Below are 24,411 nucleotides of genomic sequence, written 5' to 3'. Positions count from 1 at the left end.
ATTATCTTGCAGCGCTTAAATAAAGACAAATGAAATTATTAAAATCTATTGATAAGTTATTGGCAAGTATGGGAAATGTTCGCGCTATGGAACGTACGCATATTGACACCTATACTGAGAATAAAATGCAAGAAGTAGCTGGTGAGCAAATTGCCACTTCCGAACAAGGAGGAATTTGGGCAGCACTACAGGAATTGAATGGATATGTTTTTATGGAAGTTACCATTTTAGGTACTACAAAGATTAAAACTTTTAAAGGTTGTACACTAACATTCTTGGGAGACACAGAATTAACGTTACCTTCTGACACTAAAGAAATTAATTCTGATTTTTCAAATGTTTCTACACGTTGGATGACACAGATTAGTTTTGAAATAACAAAGAAAGATTTGAATTACATCAAAAAGAAAAAGTACAACCAAATTCGTCTCGATTTTAAAAAGAAATCGTTATTATTTGATACGAAGAAGTAGGTTGTGAGTTGTGAGTTGTGAGTTCACTTATCGACTATAATTTCATATCAAAAGAAATAGATTTCTAATAATTATTCTTTTGAAACTTCTCAATACTCAATACTAAAGTCTCAATACTTTTTTACAGCTACATTTCTGTATGCTTGGCATAGTTTCGCCACTTTTCTACACAATCAGCAATATCAGAAGGAATTTCAGAGTTAAAACTCATCTTCTCTCCTGTTCTTGGATGAATAAATCCGAGTGTTTTTGCATGTAATGCTTGTCTTGGTAATATTTTAAAACAGTTTTCTACAAATTGCTTGTATTTGGTAAACGTTGTTCCTTTTAAGATACGCTCACCACCATAACGTTCATCATTAAATAAAGTATGTCCAATGTGCTTCATATGCACACGAATTTGATGTGTACGACCTGTTTCTAACTGACATGAGACTAAAGTTACATATCCTAAACGTTCTAAAACTTTGTAATGCGTTACCGCAGGTTTTCCTTTGTCAGCATCATCATCAAAAAATACTGTATTCTGCAATCTATTTTTAGGATGACGTCCAATGTTTCCTTCTATAGTTCCTTCGTCTTCTTCTACATTTCCCCAAACTAAGGCATAATAGATACGTTCTGAAGTTTTATTGAAGAATTGTTTTGCCAAATGCGTCATCGCTTCTTCTGTTTTAGCTACAACTAATAAACCGCTTGTATCCTTATCAATACGATGTACCAAACCTGGACGTTCGTTCGAATTTTTTGGAAGATTGTCAAAATGATAAATTAACGCATTAATCAATGTTCCTGAATAGTTTCCGTGTCCTGGATGCACCACCATTCCCGCAGGTTTGTTGACTACTAATACATCATCGTCTTCATACACAACATCAATTGGAATATCTTCACCAACTAATAAGTTTTCATAAGGTGGATGCGCAAACAAAACCTTAATGACATCATTCCCTTTTACTTTGTAGTTTGACTTTACAGGCTTATCATTTACATAGATATTTCCGTCTTTCGCTGCTTGTTGAATTTTGTTTCGAGTAGCACCTTCAATAAAATTCATCAAATATTTGTCTACACGCAACGGCTGCTGACCTTTTTCAGCAGTAAAAGAATAATGTTCGTATAATTCGTCTGTTTCGTTTTGTGGTTGTGGAAAGTTATTCTCCTGCATTGTTTTCGTTTTCATTAGTATCACTTCCGCCACTACTTCCTGGGCGTTTTCCGTTTCCTAAAATCAGTTCAACTTTCGATGTTTTTGGAAGTCGATCACCTGGTTTGATAGGTTTTCCTTTGTATTGTATTCCTAACACCATATCTTTTCCAATATCATCTTTGTAAATTACTTTATCAACCTTAAAACCTACAGCATTTAAAGTAGATTCCGCCGTTCTTCTGGTAATCTGAATTACATAAGGGACTGATATTTCACGATATTTAGATGGATTTATTTTAAGATATATTTTTCTGTCTTCTTTTACTTTTTCTCCTGCAGCCGGATTTTGTTCTATCACAGAAAATGCTGGATAATCTGGATTGAAATTAATCGTATCTTCCAATTTATAGTTTAGATCATTTTCTGCCAATTTCGCTTTTGCTTCTTCAAAAGAAAGCTTGCTCAAATCTGGTACCGTTTTAAATTCTCCATGATTTGTCGCAAATTTTAACCATTGCGTAATTAAAAAGATTAAAACAATAACAACTCCTAGGGCAATTCCAAGTTGTTTTAAGAATGTTTTGGTAAATATAAACTTGATAAAATTCATTTAGAATACATTTTTTATGAGGCAAATATACATACTATTATTCCTTTTATTCTACTTTGATTTGTCCTCAAATACATTTACTTTCGTTTTTATAACGCTTATTCGTCTTATTTCTTATACAAATGAAGAAAAATGTAGCCATTATCATGGGCGGTTATTCTAGTGAATACGCCATTTCTCTAAAAACTGGAAATGTTGTTTACAAACATTTAGATTCTACAAAATATAACGCTTTTAAAGTTCATATTTTTAAGGATAAATGGGTTTGTGTTACTACAGATGATAAAGAATTTCCTATTGATAAGAATGATTTTTCAGTAACTATCGACGATCTGAAAATTACTTTTGATTGTGTGTTTAATGCAATTCATGGAACTCCAGGAGAAGATGGATATATACAAGGATATTTGGAGCTTTTAGGAATTCCGCATACAAGTTGTGGCATGTATCAGGCTGCGCTTACTTTTAATAAACGTGATTTGTTATCTACTTTGAAACCTTATGGTATTAAGTGTGCCACTTCATTTTATTTGAATGCAGGCGATGTTATCGATGAAGAAGCTATTGTTGCTAAAGTAGGTTTACCATGTTTTGTAAAGGCTAATAAAGCTGGAAGCAGTTTTGGAATTTCTAAAGTGCATAAAATTGAGGAAATACAACAAGCTATTGAAGTTGCACTGAAAGAAGATGACGAAGTAATTATTGAATCATTTTTGGATGGTGTTGAGGTTTCTGTTGGAGTTATTAATTATCAAGGTACAACAACCGTGTTACCAATTACTGAGATTGTTTCTGAGAATGACTTTTTTGATTATGAAGCCAAGTATTTAGGACAATCGCAAGAGATTACACCTGCTCGAATTTCTCCAGAACTGACAGCAAAAGTTTCTAAAGTAGCCAAGAACATTTATGAAATTCTCAAAATGGACGGTTTTTCTAGAAGTGAATTTATTTTTAAAAATGATGAACCTTATTTGTTAGAAGTAAATACTATCCCTGGAATGACGGAGGAAAGTATTTTACCGCAACAAGCACAAGTAGCTGGCATTTCATTAGAAGCATTGTTTGGAAATGCTGTTGAATTAGCTTTGGCTAAAAAGTAGTACCTTGTCATTGTTTTTTTAAAGAAACTATACAACTATGAAACGAGCTATATTTCCTGGATCATTTGATCCCATTACTTTAGGACATTACGATATTATTCAACGAGGCGTTAAATTATTTGACGAAATTATTGTGGCTATTGGTGTGAATTCTGCGAAAAAGTATATGTTTAGCTTGGAAGAACGTAAAGCGTTTATTGAAAATGCTTTTAAAGATGAACCAAAGGTAAAAGTGGTAACCTATGAAGGTTTAACGGTTCATTTCTGCGAAAAAAATAATGTAGATTTTATTTTACGTGGTTTGCGAAATCCTGCTGATTTTGAGTTTGAAAAAGCCATCGCGCATACAAATCGTGATTTAGCTCCCGTAGAAACTATCTTTTTATTAACTGCGGCAAGTACTTCGTATATTTCTTCTTCTATTGTTCGTGAAGTTATCCGAAATAATGGAGATTACACATTGTTGGTTCCTGATTCAGTTAGAGTGTAGATCGTTTATTGATTTGAGAGCATTCAATAAAGTTTCTAATACGTTTTAGATTTCATAGTACTTCTCGATACAAATTTGCGGAGCAAATTAACTCGAAGTAAGGTTTTTTAAGAGTCTAAGAGTATTCGCGAAGCGATCCAAAAGCGAAGCGATCCAAAAGCGAAGCGATCCAAAAGCGAAGCGATCCAAAAGCGAAGCGATCCAAAAGCGAAGCGATCCAAAAGCGAAGCGATCCAAAAGCGAAGCGATCCAAAAGCGAAGCGATCCAAAAGCGAAGCGATCCAAAAGCGAAGCGATCCAAAAGCGAAGCGATCCAAAAGCGAAGCGATCCAAAAGCGAAGCGATCCAAAAGCGAAGCGATCCAAAAGCGAAGCGATCCAAAAGCGAAGCGATCCAAAAGCGAAGCGATCCAAAAGCGAAGCGATCCAAAAGCGAAGCGATCCAAAAGCGAAGCGATCCAAAAGCGAAGCGATCCAAAAGCGAAGCGATCCAAAAGCGAAGCGATCCAAAAAAGGTAGCTGAGCGAAGTCGAAGCTACATTACTTCATATGTTTCTGAATCAAAGCAAATAACTGAGTAGCTTCAAAAGGTTTTATAATCATATCATTCATTCCTGAATTGATAATTTTTGGCATGCTATCATCTAAAGAAACTGCTGTAAATGCTATAATTGGCACTTCTTTATTAAATTTACGAATAGCTTTAGTTGCTTCATAACCGTCCATTTCTGGCATGTGAATATCCATCAGAATTAAATCGTAATGATTGTTTTGAACAGTTTCAATAGCTTCTGCTCCACTGGCTACAATATCGGTTGTTATTTTCTTGATAGAAAGGATTTTCTTGGTAAGCATTTGGTTGATTTTATTGTCATCCACCACTAACATTTTTAAATGACTAAAGTCAACATCATCTAAATAGACTTCTATATTTGGATCAACACCTTCACTGGTTTTTGGGAAACGAATATCAAATGTAAATGTCGTTCCAACATTTTCTTTACTTTCTAGATGAATATCACTGTTGTATACTTCTAGCAACTTTTTTACGATGGATAATCCCAGTCCAGAACCTTGATATTGTTGATTGATTTCATCATAGTTCTGAGAAAACATTTCAAACACTTTTTCTTGCTTTTCTTTCGGAATTCCAATTCCAGTGTCTTGAACGCAAAAATGCAGCAATACATCATCATGAGTTTCTTCAAGTTTTTCCACACTTAAGCGAATGGTTCCTCCTTTGGTAAACTTAATAGCATTACTGATAAGATTAATTAATATTTGAGAAATTTTTAAACTATCACCAACTAATAATTCTGGAATTTCTTTGTCGTATGCAATATTTAATTCGTTTTCTCGATCTTTAATCAACAAATCGAACGATTTTATAATATTGTCAATATTAGCTTTTAAATTGAACGTAGATGTACCAATTGTAATTGTATTATCTTCTAGTTTATTTGCTTGCAAGATATTATTCACAAGTGATAATAAATGATCTCCCGAAAATTTCAATGATTTTAAATATTGCTTTTGAGAAGGCTTCGGATTTTCCTCTAATAATAAATGTGTAATTCCTGTTACGGCATATAAAGGCGTACGTAACTCATGACTCATCATTGAAAAGAAGTTTGATTTTGTTTTTGAAGTCATCTCTGCTTTCAATTTCGCTTCTTCAAGCTTGTTATATTTCATGCGTAGCAACTTATTACTCTTTATCTTTTTATAAATAGCTTTGATGATTAATGCTCCTAATAATACACAACCTATAAGCAGCAACACAATAATTGCTAATACTACTCTAAAACGATTGACAATGATACTTTTTTGATGATTTTTTTCTTCTAAAACATCTAGCTTAAGTTGATCTTTGCTTAATGAGTAATTTGTAAGTAATTCTTCCTGAACACTTTTATAATCATCATCTAATTTTTTCTTTAAATTTTCTTGATACTTTAAATGTGCCACTCGCTGTTTTTCTATATTTCCTTGTGATTTATAAATCACAGCAAGTTGTTGATATGATTTCGCTAAGTTTGGCACATGCACATATTCGTTTGTAGTATGTTTTTCCAGAAACTTTTGCGCCATTTCATAATTACCCAAATTGTAATAAGTAGTTCCCTTTACAAACTCTAAAAAATTAATACTTGCGGTGAGCATCATTTTGGATAAATCCATAGCCTTCACACGCGCTATCATTTCATCTGTAAATTCTAGTAATTCTTCGTGCTTACCTTCTTCTTCTAGCAGACTCACCTTTGCCCAATCGAGTACTAAAAAATTATTTTCTGCTCTAGATGCTTTTGCTACTTCATATCCTTCTTCTAGATACACATGTGCTTTTTCATAATTTTTCTCCTCTTGAGAAATCCGCACTAAATCGTGATATACTAGTACAATTTGACGTTTATTTTCCAGTTCGCGCTGAATTTGAAGTGCTTTGTTATAATACTTTTTCGCCTTTTCACGGTATTGCATTCTCCCATAAGTTCTACCTAACACATGATATGAGGAAGCTAGTGAAGAATTGTCATTATTACTTGTTGAGTGTTGTATGGCAATGTAGCTGTAAGAAAGAGCTTTTCCAAAACGATAGTCTCTTCCTAAGTCAAAAGCTTCATCATTTAGAGTTCTTATACTATCGGCAGATATTTCTTGTGCGCTTAGTTGTACACAAGCAAACAAACAAAGGATGATATGTAATAAATAACTATTCTTCACTTGTAGATCTGTGTATTACATAATCAATTTTATCATACAACATTTCTGGCTCAAACGGCTTACTTATTACGCCGCTAATTTTTGTATCAACTACTTTTGCATATGCATCAGATATTTCCATAGCAGTTAATAGTATAATGGGAATATTGTTATTATTTTCTCTTATTCTTTGAATGGTTTCTAAACCGTTTAGTTTTGGCATGAACATATCCATTAAGATAAGATCAAATTTTTGCTTATCGATGATATCTAATGCAGAGAAACCGCTATGAACAACTTTTGTTTGAATATTTTGTCGTTCCAGTATTTTTTGCGTCAGCAAACCATTTACAGCATTGTCGTCTACAATTAAAATATGTACATCATCGAAGGAGTATATTTTGTTTTCAAACTCTTCTTCTTCATTTGTTTGAGAGACTTTTACTTTGCGTAATTCGAGTTCAAAATAAAATTCTGAACCTTTGTTCAATACGCTTCGTAAGTGCAGTTTAGATTTTAGCACTTTTAAAAGATTATTTACAGTGGTTAATCCTAATCCTAAATCGAGATAACCATTATCTTCACTGAGAATAATTCCTTTTGCAAGGTTTTCAAAAATGATATGTTTTTTCTGTTGTGGGATTCCTAATCCGTTGTCTTTTATAGAGAACTTTAATTTTATATTCTCTGCGGTTTCTGATATCTTCTGAATCTTCAATCTAATACTCGCTTCCATGTTGTAGCGAACTGCATTGTCTAATAAATTGAAAAGAATTTGAGATATTTTTAGACTATCTCCTAATAATTGATTTGGGACACTATCGTCAATCTTTATATCAATTGTATTTCGATTTTCTTTCACTAAAAAGCTAACAGAAGTAATTACATTTTTAATACTCTTTCGTAGATCTACATTTTCTTCGATTGCTTTCATTTTACTAGCTTCAATCTTATTCATTTGCAGAATATTATTGATGATAGCTAGTAGATGTTCTCCCGAAAACTTCAAAGATTTTAAGTAACGTTCTTGGTATTTCTCTGGTTTTTCTAGTAGTAATAAATTAGTCATTCCAATAATTGCATATAATGGTGTACGCAATTCGTGACTAATTAATGAGAAGAAATTTGATCTAATTTTAGAGACATTCTCTATTTGTTTTTTTGCTTCAAACAATTGCTTGTTTTGTCCGCTCAGCAAAGCATTGGTGCGCACTCTTGCGCGTTGATTCAGATAAAAAACACCTGTTAGCAATACCAAGATTACCAAAATCACGATTAAAATTGTGATTAGCTTTTTATAATTACTGATGTATGCTTCTTTTTCTTCTTGATCTTTTTCAATATTTTCTAAACGACTTTCATAGGAATCAATCCCATATTTCATAACAATTTCCGTAAGCGTTTCTTCCGTACGATGTTTGTTATAGGTTTCGTAAAATTGTATGTACTTTTCGAGCGCTGCCAATTCGGCTTCTTTATCATTCTTTTTAGCATATACTTTTGCTAAATTTTCATATGACAACGACAATAATTCTGTATGTTCAATATTATCAGGATTACACAAAGAAATTACTTTCTTAAATTCAAGTTCACTTTCGGTAACTTTCTCTTGTCCAAGTAATGCCAATCCATTAAAATAGTGAGCAGTTTGGTAGATTTTAGATGCTGCTGGATAATTGGGATTATCAACACAATATTCGATAACCTTTTGAAAGCAATCTTCCGCTTTTACATATTTCTTTTTGGTCAAAAATAATTGTCCAATATTATACTTCGGATAAATAGAACTGAGATCATCTGGAAATTTTTTAGACAATTCCATACTCAGCCGCAATTGTGTTTCCGCTTCTTCGTATTTTTTCTTTCTGTAAAGATAATAACCTATATTGTTATAAATCTTCATCAGGCCTTTTTCGTTGCCTGTTCGCTTGTAATATATGGCTGCTTTCTTGTAATTCTCAATAGCCAAGTTCCCCAATCGCATTCGAATATATACAATTCCTAAAGTGCGATAACTTTCTGCAATTAAACCATCATCTTCAATATAACTTGCATACTTTAATGCATTTTGACTATTTGTAAGTGCTTGATTGTATTTTCGTTGTTGAGAGAGTTCTTTAGCAGTAGTGTACAACTTAATGATGCTATCTTTATCTACTGTACGACCTATTTGTCCATGAGATATAGATACATAGACGAAGAGCAATAAAAACAAGCGTATGGCAGTCATGTTTATTGTGAGTAGGCTATAATCGGACGAAAAGATACAAAAATTAGCGTAGCTTTTTATTTTTTTAACGCTACGCTCCTAAGATATTATTTTTGCATATCCATCATTACATAATAACGCGGATCATCTATTGCATCTTCTATGACATTTGCTAATTTTGGAGACGCTTTGACCATCAATGCTTTACAATCTTCGCTTAAATGTTTAACACGTAATTGCTTTCCTGCTGCTTCGTATTTTTGTATTAAATTGTAAATCGCTTCTAAAGCAGAATGATCAGAAACTCTTGATTCCATAAAATCAATCATTACCTTTTCTGGATCATCTTTTATATCAAACTTACTATTGAAAGCTTGAATGCTTCCAAAGAATAACGGTCCAAAAATCTCGTATACTTTTGTGCCATCTTCTAATACTTTTTTACGTGCACGAATACGTTTTGCATTTTCCCAAGAAAATACCAAAGCTGAGATAATAACTCCTGCAATTACAGCTACTGCTAAATCTTTCCATACAGTAATTAATGATACAGCAATTAATACAATGGCATCACTTACCGGAATTTTATTTAAAATTCTAAAACTACTCCAAGCAAATGTTCCTATAACGACCATAAACATTACACCTACTAAAGCTGCAATAGGAACTTGTTCTATTAATCCTGAAGCAAATAGAATGAAACATAATAAAGCTAATGCTGCTACAACTCCAGACAATCTTCCGCGTCCGCCACCTTTTATATTAATGATAGATTGTCCAATCATGGCACAACCGCCCATTCCTCCAAAAAGTCCATTTAAGATATTTGCGCCACCTTGCGCCAAACACTCGCGATTACTATTTCCACGAGTTTCAGTTAATTCGTCTACTAAGTTTAAAGTCATAAGTGATTCTATCAATCCAATAGCGGCTAAAATAAAAGCATATGGCGCCATGATTAATAGATTTTTCATGCTCCACAGTTCTGCAGAAAATATAGCTGTTTGAAACGTTGGCAATCCTCCTTTAAGTCCTGAAGATCTTCCTTCACTTCCTTCTACGATAAATGATTTTACCGTTGCTACATCAATATCTCCAAGAATAACAATAGCAGAAACTACAATAATCGCAATTAAAGCTTCTGGCAACTTTTTGGTTAATTTTGGTAATCCCCACATAATCAACATTGTCAATCCTACCAAACCAATCATAATCCACATAGCGCTTCCTTCTAGCCAAACTTTGTTGTCTCCACTTCCTGTTTTGAACAATTGTAGTTGCGACATAAAAATTACAATAGCCAAACCGTTTACAAATCCCATCATTACTGGATGCGGAATCAGTCTTACAAATTTACCAAGTTTAAAAGCACCTGCCAATGCTTGAATAACACCTACCATCAATAAGGTGATGAACAAGAATTGCAATCCTTGTTCGCCCATTCCACTAGCTAAACCAAGTTCATTTCCTTTGGCTACCAAAGCAACCATTACTACTGCCATAGCTCCTGTTGCGCCAGATATCATTCCTGGTCGTCCTCCAAAAATAGCGGTAATTAATCCCATCATAAAGGCACCATACAATCCAACCATTGGCGGAACACCTGCTACAAAGGCAAAAGCAACTGCTTCTGGCACTAATGCTAAAGCAACTGTTAATCCACTTAAAATATCATTCTTGGCATTTGCTGTTCTCTTTCTAATAAACTCAGTCATAATTCTTTGCTATTGTGATTCTTAAAATTAAGAAGCGGCAAAAATACAGTTATTATTTCTTCTGACAAGTTTTAGGAATATGAAATACTCAATGACAACATTTTTATAACAAATGAAATTGTCATCGTGGTTTTATATCTAACTATGCTGAATAGATTTTTTGTTTTTTTTAAGTAAGTTTGAAAGCCAAAATCATTTTTCATGAAAAAACTAAGCTTCCTTTGTGTCTTCTCTCTATTTTTTGCGTGTACTTCGAAACAAAAAGACACTGTAATTCACACTGATTTCACAACTACTTTTGAAAAATCTAACGGGACACAAACGCCTACTTATCCAGAAGTGATTGCCTATTATGAAAATTTAGCAAAAAGTTACGCGCAAATTCATTTAGAAACTATTGGAAGTACAGACTCTGGCGAACCTTTACATTTAGTAACTTTTAATCCTGATGAAAATTTTAATTTTGACAACATACGCAAGGAAAAAACCATTTTATTGGTTAATAACGGAATTCATCCAGGAGAAAGCGATGGCATTGACGCTACCATGATGCTTTTACGCGATTTGGCAAATGGCACGAAAAAAGCGCCTAAAAATGTAGTGATTGCAGCAATTCCAGTGTATAATGTTGGCGGAAGTTTAAATCGTAATTCTGGCACAAGAGCCAATCAAAATGGTCCAGAAACGTATGGTTTTAGAGGAAATGCTAAAAATTATGATTTAAATCGTGATTTTATAAAATCTGACACACGAAATGCTAAAGCTTTTGCTCAAATTTTTCACAAAGTTCAACCTGATGTTTTTGTAGACAATCATGTAAGTAATGGTGCTGATTATCAATATACTTTAACACATTTATTTACGCAGCATAATAAATTAGGACATGAAGCTGGAAAATTTCTGCACGAAACGATGATGCCCGATTTAGAGAATACATTATTAAAAAAGAATTGGGATATTACTCCATATGTCAATGTTTTTGGCAGAACGCCTGAAAGCGGATTTTCTCAGTTTATGGATTCGCCAAGATACTCAACAGGATACACAACGCTTTTCAATACTTTAGGATTGATGGTAGAAACACATATGTTAAAACCATACAAACAACGTGTAGAAGGAACGTATGCGCTCATGGATGCTTTAATTGAAAATATTGAAACAAAACATCACAAAAACATAAAAGACATTCGACAAAAAACACATGCATCTTATACAAATGCAGAAACATATCCTATACGATGGGAACTGGATAAAAGTCAAGAAACAACGCTCAATTTTAAAGGATACGAAGGTAAATTCGTTGAGAGTGACTTAACAGGTCAGAAGCGTTTAAAATATGATAGTTCCAAACCGTTTACCAAAGAAGTGAGTTACTACAATTACTTCAAATCAACAAAGCAAGTTACAGTTCCAAAAGCATATATAATTCCCAAAGGTTGGCATGATGTCATTGACCTTTTACAGTTGAATAATGTTGCATTGAATACTATTAAAAATGATACCGTTATAAATGTAGAAACCTACCATATTAAAGACTTTAAAACCTATTCCAATCCGTTTGAAGGTCATTATACACATTACAACACTGAGGTTTCAAAAACTGCACAAAAAATTGGTTTCAAACAAGGTGATATTATTGTGTACACTGACCAAGCTGCATTTCGTTACTTACTAGAAACTCTTGAGCCTGAAGCGGTAGATTCGTTCTTTAATTGGAATTTCTTTGATACTATTTTACAACAAAAAGAAGGATTTTCAGCTTATGTTTTTGAAGATGAAGCAAAAGAACTACTTGAAAAAAATCCAGAATGGAAAGCTGAATTTGAGCAATTAAAAGCAAACGATGAAAAATTTGCAAAAAGTGCTTCACAACAATTACGCTGGATTTACAAAAAATCCAATCACTATGAAAAAGCACATTTAAGATATCCTATTTTTAGGATTTTGCGTTGATGTGTTTTTTGTTGATTTGTTAGTTTGTTCACCTGCTATTGCTTACTTTTCACGTCTTACTGAACTTGATTAAGCATCTCATAAAGTTGCTCAATTTTGAAAATTTTCAGATTCAAAAGTGGTGAGTTTGCGTTTGAAGAATCTTAATACTCAATACTTTCTAGGTTTCTAAGTACTCCTCGATACATTTTTTCGCTCACTCAAAAACACTCGAAGTGACGCTTTGTAATCTGAAGTTTATAAGCTTAGCCTTCGAAGTAATTCAAAATTTAACATCCAACATTTAAAATACCAAAAGCGAAGCGAGTCTAAAGCATAAGCGTTTCCAAAAGCAAAGCACGTCTAACATTCCTGACTAAAACAATAACTTTATGTTTTCATAAGAATTTTGCAAGGCAATATCTGTATCTGTAGCATTTTTCCAAACCACTTCTACAATATCTTCTTCCAATTGCGGGGACAATTCGCCATCATAAGCAGTTTGCATGGAATACCAGTGTGTCAGTTTTAAGCGATATTCTCCATTTCGTTTGAAGATATGATAGGTTTTCATTAAAAAATCAGTAATCACTAAACCTTTTACTCCTGTTTCTTCCTCTACTTCACGAACAGCAGTTTCTTCTATATTTTCGCCTTTTTCTGTCTTTCCTTTAGGCAAATCCCATTTTCCGTTTCTAAAAATAAACAGAACGTTTCCTACAGAATTTTTCACCAAACCGCCTGCTGCTTCTACAACGGGTAATTTTTTATACAGCAATGGCAGTAATTCGTCACCGTTGTCGTGATAAAGTATCGCTTTATCTATTTTTCCAGAAGTCATTTTCCCTATAAGCCACTCAAAATCAACATCTTTCAATAAAAATGTGTCAGAAATTTCATTCTTTATTACTTCATTTGATAAGATAATGAGCTTATCATTGATAAAAACTTTATACATTTGCATTATGATTTTTGATAAGAATACAGCTAAAAAGACTGCCGAATTATTGTTGCAAATTAATGCAATTAAATTACAACCACAAGAACCTTTCACATGGGCTTCAGGTTGGAAATCGCCAATATACTGTGACAACAGAATTACACTATCGTTTCCTCCGATACGAAATTATTTAAGAGAACAATTTGCCAAGCATATTGAAAAAGAATATGGAAAGCCTGATGTAATTGCAGGAGTAGCTACTGGCGCTATTGGAATTGGAATCCTTGTAGCAGAGTATTTAGGACTTCCTTTTGTATATGTTAGACCAGAAGCTAAAAAGCATGGAAGACAAAATCAAATAGAAGGATTCATTCAAAAAGGGCAAAATGTAGTCGTTGTTGAAGATTTAATTAGTACTGGAAAAAGTAGTTTGAATGCCGTAAAAGCTTTGCAAGAAGCAGAAGTAAACGTAAAAGGTATGGTGGCTATTTTCTCTTATAATTTTGATATTTCTAAAGAAAATTTCAAGGATGCTAATGTAAATCTAAACACATTAAGTAATTATGAAAATCTTTTAGAGCAAGCTTTAGATACTAATTATATTACGTCTGGAGAACTAGAAACTTTAGAAAATTGGCGAAAAGATCCAGCAAATTGGAATGCTAATTAAAATACCGAAAATAACAATATGAGATGAGCCATCATGACTAGCCTAAACAAATCGGCATGGTTATTGGCGAATTCCATCTGACAAAATTATATAAACAAACATAGACAGATGAATATAGAAAGCCCAAAAGTCACTGTAAATAAATCACCGCAAGAACTTTACGATTTTTTGACGAATGTAGAAAACTTTGAAAAATTAATGCCTGAAAACATTAGTAAGTTTGAAGTATTAGCAGAAGGAAAATTTCTTTTTGCTTTGAAAGGAATGCCAGAAATTGTTTTAAAATTAAAAGAAAGTACACCTCCAAATACAGTTGTATTAGGTGCTGCATCCGACAAATTACCTTTTACACTTACTGGAAACATTCAGGAACTAGAAGCTGGTAAAAGTGAAGCGCAATTGGTTTTTGAAGGAGATTTTAATCCAATGATGGCTATGATGATTAAAGGTCCTATTGGAAAATTTATCAATACGCTTGCTGAAAATATGAGCAAATTATAGTTAAAAAACATACAAATTATTTAAAGCTGAATGAAGAAAACTTTGTTCAGCTTTTTTTATGTAACAATGTATCAATGTAATAATGTGTCAATTTGAAAATGTAGCAATGTTGTTATGATACGTCATTGCGAATGCAGTGAAGCAATCTCATACTTCAAAGAACAAATACGGATTACAATAAACAGATTACCGCGCTATCGCTCGTAAAGACGAATCGTAAGTGTAAAGTCTTATTTTAGTATAACCATTTGTTTTTGGTATAGATATCAAAATAACGTTTTTTTAATGTGAAAATATACCAATGATGTAGTGCTTACTAAAATACCAATATACTAAGAGCGAAGCGATCTAACAGGCGAAGCCGATACCAAAGCGAAGCGTGTCTGACAATCCAAGAGCAAAGCGAGTCTAACTAATACAACAACTTAATCTCTTTCAAATCAAAAGTTGCTGTAATTTCATCTTCTAGCAGTACATTCAGTTTTCCATCTTCAGCAACACCTTGAATAAAGCCCATAAACATTTCACCTTTGTTATTTTTAAAAGTAGAAGGTTTATTTTTTCGAAATAATAAATCTTCATATTCATCTTTGAGAACGTCAAAAGATCTTGCCGTAATTAATTTTGAATATTTTTTTAATTGTGATACAATTTGAAACATCACTTCATCTAAGTCAAAATGAATTCCTGTAATTTTTTTCAACGAAGAAGCATTAAAAATTGACTCAAAATCTGTTTGGTTTACATTCAGGCCAATTCCGATAATGGCTGCTGTCATTTTGCTATTTTGTATGACATTTTCAATAAGTATTCCACATATTTTCTGATTCTCTGACAAAATGTCGTTTGGCCATTTGATAGCTAATCTCGGAATTTGAAAATACTTCAACGCATTATAAATTGCCAATGAAGTGGCTATGCTGATATAAAAACCTTCATCATTCTCTAAACAAGAAACCTTTTTAAACACACTAAACGTAAGGTTTTTACCTTCTTCTGAACTCCATTTTGTTCCCATCTGCCCTTTTCCTGCAGTTTGTGAACGTGCTATGATAATCGTAAAATCTTCTAGTTTTTCATCAACATGAAGCTGACGTAAATAGGCATTTGTGGAATCAATGGCATCAAGTTTGATTATTTTCATCGTATATTTAAAAAATCTTTAGATATTCTTATGATAAAAGAATTACAAATAACATTTAAAAGTAATACTTTTGTATAAAATATAATTAATTGAATGACAAAAACTAAGGTTAGTACGGATCAATTGATCACGGGCATCATAAAAGGGATAGAAGAAGTAAAAGGAAATGATATCACCATCTTAGACTTACGCGAAATAGACAATACAGTTTGTGACTACTTTATAATATGCAATGGTACCTCTAATACGCAGGTAAACGCCATTGTAGGTTCAGTTCAAAAAATGGTTAGTAAAGAATTAAAAGACAAGCCATGGCACATTGAAGGTGCTGAGAATGCTGAATGGGTATTAATGGATTATGTAAATGTAGTAGTACACGTGTTCCAAAAACATATCCGAGAATTTTATGATATAGAAGGACTTTGGGGAGACGCAAAGGTGACTTCTATTCAAGCAAATTATTAAAAATTACATTTTGATTTAATGGCAAAAGACAACAATAACATGACAAAAAAACCTAAGTTCAGTCCGTATTGGATCTATGGTTTAATCGGAGTTTTTCTCCTTTTCCTAATATTTTCAAACGATTCTGGCGGAGACGACAAGGTGTCACTTACTAAATTTGAAGAATTAGTAAAACAAAATGACATCAAGAAAATTAGAGTAATGACCAACATGGATTATGCTGAAATTTTCTTGAAAGAAGGAGCTGCTGAAAAAGACGTTTATAAAAGTATTGTCAATAAAAAATCTGGTCTTTTCCTAATGGGAGACAGCCCTGATTTTACAGTAAAATATCCAGAAAAAAAGATTTTCGTTGAAAAACTATACAAAGCAAGAGAAGATTCTAATTTAGATTTTGAAATTACTTCAGGAAGAGTAGACAATACTATTTCTAGTTTTATTTTTAGCATCTTACCTTTTGTATTAATTATTGTCGTTTGGATTTTTATCATGCGTAGAATGTCTGGCGGCGGCGCTGGCGGCGGCGGTGGACAAATTTTCAACATCGGAAAATCGAAAGCAAAACTGTTTGATGAAAAAACAGACATGAAAACATCATTTAAAGATGTTGCTGGATTAGAAGGAGCCAAGGAAGAAGTACAAGAAATTGTTGACTTCCTTAAAAATCCTGAAAAATATACTTCATTAGGAGGAAAAATTCCTAAAGGAGCATTATTGGTAGGACCTCCAGGAACTGGTAAAACATTACTTGCCAAAGCTGTAGCTGGAGAAGCAAAAGTACCTTTCTTTTCGCTTTCAGGTTCTGACTTTGTAGAAATGTTTGTAGGTGTTGGAGCGTCTAGAGTTCGTGACTTATTTAAACAAGCAAAAGAAAAATCGCCTGCAATTATCTTTATTGATGAGATTGATGCAATTGGACGTGCGCGTGGAAAAAATAACTTTACAGGTTCAAACGACGAACGCGAAAATACATTAAACCAGTTATTAACTGAAATGGACGGTTTTGGAACCAATACAAATGTAATTGTAATGGCTGCAACAAACCGCGCAGATATCTTAGATAAAGCTTTAATGCGTGCTGGACGTTTTGACAGACAAATTTATGTAGATCTTCCAGACATTCGTGAGCGTAAAGAAATCTTTGAAGTACATTTAAAGCCACTTAAAAAAGCTGATAATTTAGATACTGACTTCTTATCAAAACAAACACCAGGTTTCTCTGGAGCAGATATTGCAAATGTTTGTAATGAAGCTGCATTAATTGCTGCTAGAAAAGGAAAGAAAGCTGTTGAAAAGCAAGATTTCCTGGATGCTGTAGATAGAATTGTTGGTGGATTAGAAAAGAAAAATAAAATCATTACACCTGGCGAAAAGAAAACAGTTGCCTTCCATGAAGCTGGACACGCAACAGTAAGCTGGTTAGTAGAACATGCTGCGCCATTGGTAAAAGTAACAATTGTTCCAAGAGGACAATCATTAGGAGCTGCTTGGTATTTACCTGAAGAACGTATGTTAGTTCGTACAGAACAAATGCTTGACGAAATGTGTGCTACCTTAGGTGGTCGTGCTGCAGAAAAAGTAATCTTTGATAAAATTTCTACAGGAGCATTGAGCGATTTGGAAAAAGTAACCAAACAAGCACGTGCAATGGTAACTGTATATGGTTTAAATGATAAAATTGGAAACCTAACATATTACGATTCTAGTGGAAATGATAATGGTTTCTCTAAACCTTATAGTGAAGAAACTGCAAAGACTATTGACGAAGAAATCTCTAAGATTATTGAAAACCAATATCAAAGAGCAATTCAGATATTAGAACAAAATAAAGACAAACTAACTAAGCTTGCCGAATTACTTTTAGAAAAAGAAGTTATTTTTAAAGATGATTTGGAAGGAATTTTCGGAGCAAGACCGTTCGTAAAATCTGATAAGTCAGACGACTCAGAAGAATAGTTCGTCTTTAACAAAACATTTACCTTTAAAAAATCTCGATTTATCGCTAGCATAAGTCGAGTTTTTTTATCTTTACATTAAATTTTTCCAAATATTAAACTACGATTGACTCTATGAGTCTTTTTAAGAAAATTTTCGGCTCCAAATCAAAACCTCAACAGGACAACGATCCTGCAGATGAGCGTGGTAAATATATGCCGCAAATTGAGCTTCCAATTGACGAGCGTTTTACTATTAATTTCCGTAAAAACGGAGGTAAATTTCTATACTGTGATTCTTTAACTGATGTATATGACAGTTTAGAGAACATTCTGATAGAAAATGGTTGGGAAGGAAAAGAAGCTTTGTGTTTTGACGACCAAATTCAAGAACGCTTTGATAATTTTGACGTGAAATTTTCACGTATCAATATGAATGCTAACTTTTATTTATCTTCTTGCGAATATTTAATTGCCGACAATGGTTCTATCCTTGTATGTTCTAATCAAATAAAAGAGAAAAAACTTAACGATTTACCAGATAATTTTGTGGTACTTGCTACAACCAGCCAACTAGTTGGAGCTATTGGCGAAGGTTTGCGTGGTATCAAAAACAAATACAAGTCTAACATTCCTAGTAATATTACTACCATAAAACATTTTCAAGTACAGGAAGAAAAGGACTTTTTATCATATGGAAGTAGCTCAAAAAACCTATATTTGCTGCTCTTGGAAGACCTCTAAAATGAACGAATTTTTAACACGATCTTTAACGGGATTAGTTTTTGTAGGATTACTAATTACTTCAGTATTTTTATCTGAAATAGCTATCTTGGCTGTCTTCACTATATTTGGATTACTTTGTTTATTTGAATTTAGCAAACTCATAGCACTCAAAGGTTTCATTCAATATATCGTTTTTTTGGTGATGCTTGGTGTATTTGTTTTTTGGAAACAAATACAACCAACAGTAAAAATTGAAGAAGCAACATTAATCTTATTGGTATTTTCTATGTTTGTCTCTCTATTTTTAATTAGAGACTTATTCTCCAAAAAAATCATTCCAGAATTCAAGTTTAAAAAATACTTACTCACCACTTTCTATATGAGTAGCAGTTTTGCGTTTCTATTACTCATTCCAAATGTCACAGAAACCTATGAACCATGGATCATACTAGGAAGTTTTATTTTAGTTTGGGTAAATGATTCTTTTGCTTATTTAACAGGAAAAAATTTTGGAAGACAAAAATTATTTGAACGAATTTCTCCCAAGAAAACCGTTGAAGGATTTTTAGGAGGTTTACTCTTTTCTTGTATTGCTAGTTATTTTATAGCTAAATTTACACAAACTTTAAGTTTTAGCAGTTGGCTTATCTTGGCGATCATTATCAGTTCTATAGGAACTATTGGTGATTTAATTCAGTCAAAATTTAAAAGACAAGCCAATGTAAAAGATAGTGGATCAATAATGCCCGGACATGGTGGCATCTTTGACCGATTGGATAGCATGATATTTTCAGCGCCATTTATTTATTTGTTTTTAAAGATATTACACTATGTTTCATAAAGAAGGTTACAAAATCATTATCGTAACATTTATTATTGTTGCTGCCGTTGTTATTACAGCTGATAAAATTGATACAGCTTGGATTAAATATGGACTACAAGGTCTTGCCGTTGTATTTTTAATTTTAATTCTTCAATTTTTTAGAAATCCAAAACGCACTACTCCTAAAAATGATGAACATGTCATTGCTCCTGTTGATGGAAAAGTAGTAGTGATTGAAGAAGTATTCGAAAAAGAATATTTCAAAGACAAGCGTTTACAAGTTTCAATCTTTATGTCTCCAATAAATGTACATGTAACTCGTTATGCAATTGGCGGAACTGTAAAGTATAGTAAATATCATCCAGGAAAATATTTAGTTGCCTGGCATCCAAAAGCATCTGAAGAAAACGAACGCACTACCATTGTTGTTGATAATCCTACTTACGGAACTATTTTATATCGACAAATTGCTGGTGCATTAGCAAAAAGAATCGTAAATTATGCAGAAGAAGGCATGCAAGCTGTTCAAGGTGAAGATGCTGGATTTATCAAGTTTGGATCGCGTGTAGATTTATATTTACCATTAGATACCAATATAAATGTAAAACTAAATCAAGTAGTAAAAGGCGGTGTAGATGTAATTGCCAGTAAATAATGAGTACTTCTGAATTAGACATAACATTTTTTGAAGCCGTAGAACGCGTCAATAATAGCACGGAAGCATTTCCTGCCGACTTTCTATTACGATTATATGCGTACTTTAAAAGAGCAACCAATAATGACGACAAACCTAGCAGTAGTCGTCCAATTATTAATGCATTTAAAATGAATGCATTACTACAAACTCAAGACATTTCGCCTGACGAAGCTAAAAAAGCATATATCGAATTGGTAAATTCATATTTTGAAGGCTAATACTACAGTTTTCTTACCAACTTGGTTAAAACTTTGTTTATTTCTAATTACATGGTTTTGCTTTCTGATCGTTTTTGAACTTATACATATACTTCTAATTCCTGAAGCAACAGAGTTTTCTCCTAAATTACATACATTATCCACACGAGTTATTGGTCATTTATTTCAATTGGCAGGAACCATTTTTAGTGTTTGGATATTTACTAAATATGTAGATAAAATTCCTTTTACATCCTTAGGTTTTGATGTAAAAAATAGATGGAAAGACATACTCTTTGGTATCTTTTTAGGTTTTATAGTAATGGCTTTTGGATATCTTTTGTTAGAAAATTTACAAGCAATTACCTTTAATGCATACAATATAAAAGCAAAAGACATTTTATACAGCATTGTATTTTTTATTTCCGTTTCATTGATGGAAGAGATTTTATGTAGAGGTTACATTTTAAATCAATTGCTTGAAACAAATAATAAGTACGTTGCCTTAGTTATTTCTTCCATTATTTTTACAGCGTTACATTCACTGAACCCAAATATGGCATTCGTTCCTGTACTAAATTTATTCTTGGCAGGAATTCTCTTGGGAATTACATATATCTACACAAAAAACTTATGGTTTCCTATTGCGCTACACTTTAGCTGGAACTTTTTTCAAGGACCGATTTTTGGTTTTGAAGTAAGTGGACAAACGTTTTATTCCATGATTCAGCAAACACGAACGGAAGATAATCTTTTAAACGGCGGTAGTTTTGGTTTTGAAGGTTCACTGTTAGCAACACTCATTATGATCGTTGTAATCTTTCTAATTGATCGGTATTATAGGAAGCAAATTGCTTAGACTTACTTAGATTTTTAGACTTATTAGACGACTTTAGATCAACTTAGATTTGATTTTTTGATAAACACATCGTTTAAAAAAACTTCTTGATATATTTTTTCTCCATTTCATAACGAAAAAAAACACTCGAAGAGACGTTTTTGGTTGTAGATTTTTGATTTTCGATTTTTCTTGGCTTTATGAGATGCTGAATCAAGTTCAGCATGACATATGAAGATATTTTTTTAATCTTTTCAATCATTTAATCTTTCAATTTCAAAAACAAAAATGTCACATCGAGCGCAGTCGAGATGTCTTTATAACTTCTCTTTTGCCTTTGATGTGACATTTTTAAATTGTATAATCTTCAAATTAGCAAATTAAAAAACTGCTACATTGATACATTATTTAAGTGAAGCCAAACTTGCTTTTAACGTTTCTATTTTAGCAATAGCGTTTGCTTCTTTTTGTTTTTCATTAGCAACAACTTGTTCTGGTGCATTGCTTACAAAACGCTCATTAGAAAGCTTTTTTTGTGCTATTTTTAACGAACCTTCTACATATTCAAGTTCTTTCGTTAATTTTTCAATTTCTGCCTCAATATCAATCGCACCTTCCATCGGAATAAAATATTCATTCGACTTTACACGGAAAGACAATGCGCCTTCTAACTTCTCATCACTATAATTAATACTTTCAACATTTCCAAGTTTTGCAATTACAGCATCTAAACCAGTCGTTGATTTTTCATTATTTACAATCGTCAAAGAGATCGCATCTTTATTTGCTATATTTTTCTCTTTACGAATGGTTCTGATTCCTGAAACTACATTTTGAATCATCTCAAAATCACTTAATAATTCTTCAATAACTTCAGTCGTTTCTGGCCAACTTGCAATTACTAAAGCATCTTCTTCAGAACGTGTTTTCATACGTTGCCAAATATCTTCCGAAAGGAAAGGCATAAACGGATGCAATACTTTTAAGATATCTTCAAATAACGAAATCACTGTATCATAGGTTTTCTTATCAATAGGAGAACCATATGTTGGTTTTACCATTTCCAAGAACCAAGAACAGAAATCATCCCAAACTAATCTATAGGTAATCATTAAAGCATCAGAGATTCTGTATTTGCTATATTGATCTTCCAATTCTACCATTGCTTTCTGGAACTTAGACTGGAACCAATCTATAGCTAGCTTTGCAACTTCTGGTTGTTCAACAGTTTCGCTTACTTCCCAAATTTGCGTTAAGTTGTATGCATTAAAGATTTTATTAGCAAACTTCTTTCCTTGATCGCATAAAGATTCATCAAATAATAAATCATTTCCTGCTGCAGAACTTAACAGTAATCCAACACGAACTCCATCAGCTCCAAATTCTTCTATCAACTTCAAAGCATCAGGTGAATTTCCTAATGATTTTGACATTTTACGACCTTGCTTATCACGAACCAATCCCGTAAGATATACATTCGTAAAAGGTTTCATGTCGCGGTATTCATATCCAGCAATAATCATTCGGGCAACCCAGAAAAATAAAATATCTGGTCCAGTTACCAAGTCATTTGTTGGATAGTAATATTTAATTTCTTCATTTTCTGGATTACAAATCCCATCAAAAACACTAATTGGCCATAACCAAGAAGAAAACCAAGTATCAAGCGCATCTTCATCCTGACGCAAATCGTCCATTGTCAACTCTGCATTACCTGTGGTTGCTTTTGCCAAAGCCAATGCTGCTTCTTTCGTTTCAGCAACAGCAAAATCTTCTTTTCCATCGCCAAAATAGTAGGCAGGAATTTGTTGTCCCCACCAAAGCTGACGAGAAATATTCCAATCACGAATATTTTCCATCCAATGACGGTATGTATTTTCAAACTTTTTTGGGAACAAATTGATGTCACTATCTTCATCTAAAACCGCGCTAATAGCTGGTTTCACCAAATCTTCCATTTTTAAGAACCACTGATCAGATAATCTTGGTTCAATGACAGCTTTGGTACGTTCTGACGTTCCAACTTTGTTGATATGTTGTTCCGTTTTTATTAAGAATCCTTTTTCTTCTAACTCTTTGGAGATTTCTTTACGAACTACAAAACGATCTTTTCCTTCATAATGCAATCCGAAACTATTCAACGTAGCATCATCATTGAAAATATCAATTACTTCCAAATTGTGCTTCTCTCCTAGTGCTTTATCATTTTCATCGTGTGCAGGCGTTACTTTTAAACAACCTGTACCAAATTCAATATCTACATATTCATCTTCAATAATAGGAATCACTCTATTTACTAAAGGAACAATTGCTTTTTTACCTTTTAAATGTGTGTAACGCTCATCATTTGGATTGATACAAATGGCTGTATCTCCCAAAATTGTTTCTGGACGTGTAGTTGCAATCGTTACTTTTTCATCGCTTCCTTCTATTGCATATGATAAATAATACAAGTTTCCTTGTTTCTCTTCATAAATTACTTCTTCATCAGACAAGGTTGTTTTTGCTTCAGGATCCCAATTTACCATACGATATCCACGATAAATCAAACCTTTGTTGTACAAATCGACAAACGTTTTAATTACCGCTTCTGACATATCGTCATCCATGGTAAACTTTGTTCTGTCCCAATCACAAGAAGCTCCTAATTTTTTAAGTTGCTCTAAAATGATTCCACCGTGTTTATGTGTCCATTCCCAAGCATGGTCTAAAAACTCATCGCGCGTAATATCTGATTTCTTGATTCCTTCTTCTTTCAGCTTATTTACAACCTTTGCTTCGGTTGCAATAGAAGCATGATCAGTTCCAGGAACCCAACAAGCGTTGTATCCTTTCAATCGTGCGCGACGTATCAATACATCTTGAATGGTATTATTTAGCATGTGTCCCATGTGTAAGACTCCTGTGACGTTTGGTGGCGGAATTACTATTGTATACGCTTCACGCTCGTCTGGTTCTGAATGGAAATACTTATTCTCCATCCAATATTGGTACCATTTGTCTTCGATCTTACTTGGATCATACTTTTTCTGAATACTCATTTTGGTATTGTTTTTGTAATAATAATTGGCAAAAGTACTTATATCTGTACT

The 24,411-nt window shown here is 33.1% G+C and carries 22 protein-coding genes; 13 read left to right on the top strand and 9 right to left on the bottom strand.

Going from position 1 to position 24,411, the window contains the following annotated elements:
* The first annotated feature begins 29 nt into the window (after window positions 1-29).
* Window positions 30-473, top strand: coding sequence for a hypothetical protein (locus tag ACOQOS_RS20405; RefSeq protein WP_420572330.1), 444 nt, complete (start codon window positions 30-32; stop codon window positions 471-473).
* A gap of 127 nt (window positions 474-600) precedes the next feature.
* On the opposite strand, the gene ACOQOS_RS20400 is transcribed toward ACOQOS_RS20405, so the two are convergent.
* Window positions 601-1,656, bottom strand: coding sequence for an RluA family pseudouridine synthase (locus tag ACOQOS_RS20400; RefSeq protein ID WP_420572329.1), 1,056 nt, complete (start codon window positions 1,654-1,656; stop codon window positions 601-603).
* Window positions 1,628-2,233 (bottom strand): PASTA domain-containing protein, encoded by a 606-nt coding sequence (locus ACOQOS_RS20395; protein WP_420572328.1) that lies wholly within the window; start codon window positions 2,231-2,233, stop codon window positions 1,628-1,630. Before ACOQOS_RS20395 ends, ACOQOS_RS20400 begins: the two co-directional genes overlap by 29 nt.
* 122 nt (window positions 2,234-2,355) lie before the next feature.
* On the opposite strand from ACOQOS_RS20395, the gene ACOQOS_RS20390 reads away from it, so the two are divergent.
* Together ACOQOS_RS20390 and coaD are read left to right on the top strand one after the other, a co-directional pair.
* A complete protein-coding gene (locus ACOQOS_RS20390; RefSeq protein WP_420572327.1) occupies window positions 2,356-3,336 on the top strand; it encodes a D-alanine--D-alanine ligase in 981 nt (326 codons plus the stop codon).
* Window positions 3,337-3,373: 37 nt separating this feature from the next.
* Window positions 3,374-3,826 carry a pantetheine-phosphate adenylyltransferase gene (gene coaD / locus ACOQOS_RS20385; RefSeq protein ID WP_420572326.1) on the top strand — a complete coding sequence of 151 codons (453 nt, stop codon included), beginning with the start codon at window positions 3,374-3,376 and terminating at the stop codon, window positions 3,824-3,826.
* Between the two features lie 115 nt (window positions 3,827-3,941).
* Here coaD and ACOQOS_RS20380 read toward each other — a convergent pair whose 3' ends face one another.
* The 4 genes from ACOQOS_RS20380 to ACOQOS_RS20365 all read right to left on the bottom strand — a co-directional run bounded on the left by ACOQOS_RS20380 (window position 3,942) and on the right by ACOQOS_RS20365 (window position 10,452).
* Window positions 3,942-4,319, bottom strand: coding sequence for a hypothetical protein (locus ACOQOS_RS20380; protein ID WP_420572325.1), 378 nt, complete (start codon window positions 4,317-4,319; stop codon window positions 3,942-3,944).
* 46 nt (window positions 4,320-4,365) lie between these two features.
* Window positions 4,366-6,549: an ATP-binding protein gene (locus ACOQOS_RS20375; RefSeq protein WP_420572324.1), complete on the bottom strand. Its 2,184-nt coding sequence runs from the start codon at window positions 6,547-6,549 to the stop codon at window positions 4,366-4,368.
* Entirely contained in the window at window positions 6,539-8,758 is a 2,220-nt protein-coding gene (locus ACOQOS_RS20370) for a response regulator (RefSeq protein ID WP_420572323.1), read from the bottom strand. The genes ACOQOS_RS20375 and ACOQOS_RS20370 overlap by 11 nt, the downstream gene beginning before the upstream one ends.
* An 86-nt stretch (window positions 8,759-8,844) precedes the next feature.
* Entirely contained in the window at window positions 8,845-10,452 is a 1,608-nt protein-coding gene (locus ACOQOS_RS20365) for a SulP family inorganic anion transporter (RefSeq protein ID WP_420572322.1), read from the bottom strand.
* 201 nt (window positions 10,453-10,653) lie between these two features.
* Here ACOQOS_RS20365 and ACOQOS_RS20360 point away from each other — a divergent pair, with 201 nt between their 5' ends.
* Window positions 10,654-12,405 carry a M14 family metallopeptidase gene (locus tag ACOQOS_RS20360; protein ID WP_420572321.1) on the top strand — a complete coding sequence of 584 codons (1,752 nt, stop codon included), beginning with the start codon at window positions 10,654-10,656 and terminating at the stop codon, window positions 12,403-12,405.
* A 355-nt stretch (window positions 12,406-12,760) separates the two neighbouring features.
* On the opposite strand, the gene ACOQOS_RS20355 is transcribed toward ACOQOS_RS20360, so the two are convergent.
* A complete protein-coding gene (locus ACOQOS_RS20355) occupies window positions 12,761-13,342 on the bottom strand; it encodes an NUDIX hydrolase (RefSeq protein ID WP_420572320.1) in 582 nt (193 codons plus the stop codon).
* Between the two features lie 7 nt (window positions 13,343-13,349).
* Between ACOQOS_RS20355 and pyrE the strand changes: the two genes are divergently transcribed.
* Both pyrE and ACOQOS_RS20345 read left to right on the top strand, forming a co-directional pair.
* Complete coding sequence (gene pyrE / locus ACOQOS_RS20350) at window positions 13,350-13,994, top strand: orotate phosphoribosyltransferase (protein WP_420572319.1); 645 nt, start codon at window positions 13,350-13,352, stop codon at window positions 13,992-13,994.
* 108 nt (window positions 13,995-14,102) lie between these two features.
* Complete coding sequence (locus tag ACOQOS_RS20345) at window positions 14,103-14,495, top strand: SRPBCC family protein (protein WP_420572318.1); 393 nt, start codon at window positions 14,103-14,105, stop codon at window positions 14,493-14,495.
* A gap of 412 nt (window positions 14,496-14,907) precedes the next feature.
* On the opposite strand, the gene ACOQOS_RS20340 is transcribed toward ACOQOS_RS20345, so the two are convergent.
* Window positions 14,908-15,639 (bottom strand): biotin--[acetyl-CoA-carboxylase] ligase, encoded by a 732-nt coding sequence (locus tag ACOQOS_RS20340; RefSeq protein WP_420572317.1) that lies wholly within the window; start codon window positions 15,637-15,639, stop codon window positions 14,908-14,910.
* Between the two features lie 93 nt (window positions 15,640-15,732).
* Here ACOQOS_RS20340 and rsfS point away from each other — a divergent pair, with 93 nt between their 5' ends.
* From rsfS to ACOQOS_RS20305, 7 genes are all read left to right on the top strand, one after another.
* Entirely contained in the window at window positions 15,733-16,104 is a 372-nt protein-coding gene (rsfS, locus tag ACOQOS_RS20335; protein WP_007096979.1) for a ribosome silencing factor, read from the top strand.
* 18 nt (window positions 16,105-16,122) lie between these two features.
* Complete coding sequence (gene ftsH, locus ACOQOS_RS20330) at window positions 16,123-18,060, top strand: ATP-dependent zinc metalloprotease FtsH (protein WP_420572316.1); 1,938 nt, start codon at window positions 16,123-16,125, stop codon at window positions 18,058-18,060.
* 113 nt (window positions 18,061-18,173) lie between these two features.
* Window positions 18,174-18,782 carry an LUD domain-containing protein gene (locus ACOQOS_RS20325; protein WP_420572315.1) on the top strand — a complete coding sequence of 203 codons (609 nt, stop codon included), beginning with the start codon at window positions 18,174-18,176 and terminating at the stop codon, window positions 18,780-18,782.
* A 1-nt stretch (window position 18,783) separates the two neighbouring features.
* Window positions 18,784-19,605 carry a phosphatidate cytidylyltransferase gene (locus tag ACOQOS_RS20320; RefSeq protein ID WP_420572314.1) on the top strand — a complete coding sequence of 274 codons (822 nt, stop codon included), beginning with the start codon at window positions 18,784-18,786 and terminating at the stop codon, window positions 19,603-19,605.
* Window positions 19,595-20,242: a phosphatidylserine decarboxylase family protein gene (locus ACOQOS_RS20315; RefSeq protein WP_420572313.1), complete on the top strand. Its 648-nt coding sequence runs from the start codon at window positions 19,595-19,597 to the stop codon at window positions 20,240-20,242. The genes ACOQOS_RS20320 and ACOQOS_RS20315 overlap by 11 nt, the downstream gene beginning before the upstream one ends.
* Window positions 20,242-20,502: an acyl-CoA-binding protein gene (locus tag ACOQOS_RS20310; protein ID WP_420572312.1), complete on the top strand. Its 261-nt coding sequence runs from the start codon at window positions 20,242-20,244 to the stop codon at window positions 20,500-20,502. Before ACOQOS_RS20315 ends, ACOQOS_RS20310 begins: the two co-directional genes overlap by 1 nt.
* Window positions 20,492-21,340: a CPBP family intramembrane glutamic endopeptidase gene (locus ACOQOS_RS20305; protein WP_420572311.1), complete on the top strand. Its 849-nt coding sequence runs from the start codon at window positions 20,492-20,494 to the stop codon at window positions 21,338-21,340. The genes ACOQOS_RS20310 and ACOQOS_RS20305 overlap by 11 nt, the downstream gene beginning before the upstream one ends.
* 383 nt (window positions 21,341-21,723) lie before the next feature.
* Here the strand turns inward: ACOQOS_RS20305 and ACOQOS_RS20300 are convergent, their stop codons facing one another.
* The gene (locus tag ACOQOS_RS20300; RefSeq protein WP_420572310.1) at window positions 21,724-24,360 is read right to left on the bottom strand and encodes a valine--tRNA ligase; all 2,637 of its coding nucleotides are present in this window, start codon (window positions 24,358-24,360) and stop codon (window positions 21,724-21,726) included.
* Window positions 24,361-24,411 lie beyond the last annotated feature (51 nt).

This window comes from Kordia sp. (assembly GCF_965224175.1).
GTDB lineage: Bacteria > Bacteroidota > Bacteroidia > Flavobacteriales > Flavobacteriaceae > Kordia.
This window is presented reverse-complemented; position numbering and strand designations above follow the sequence as displayed.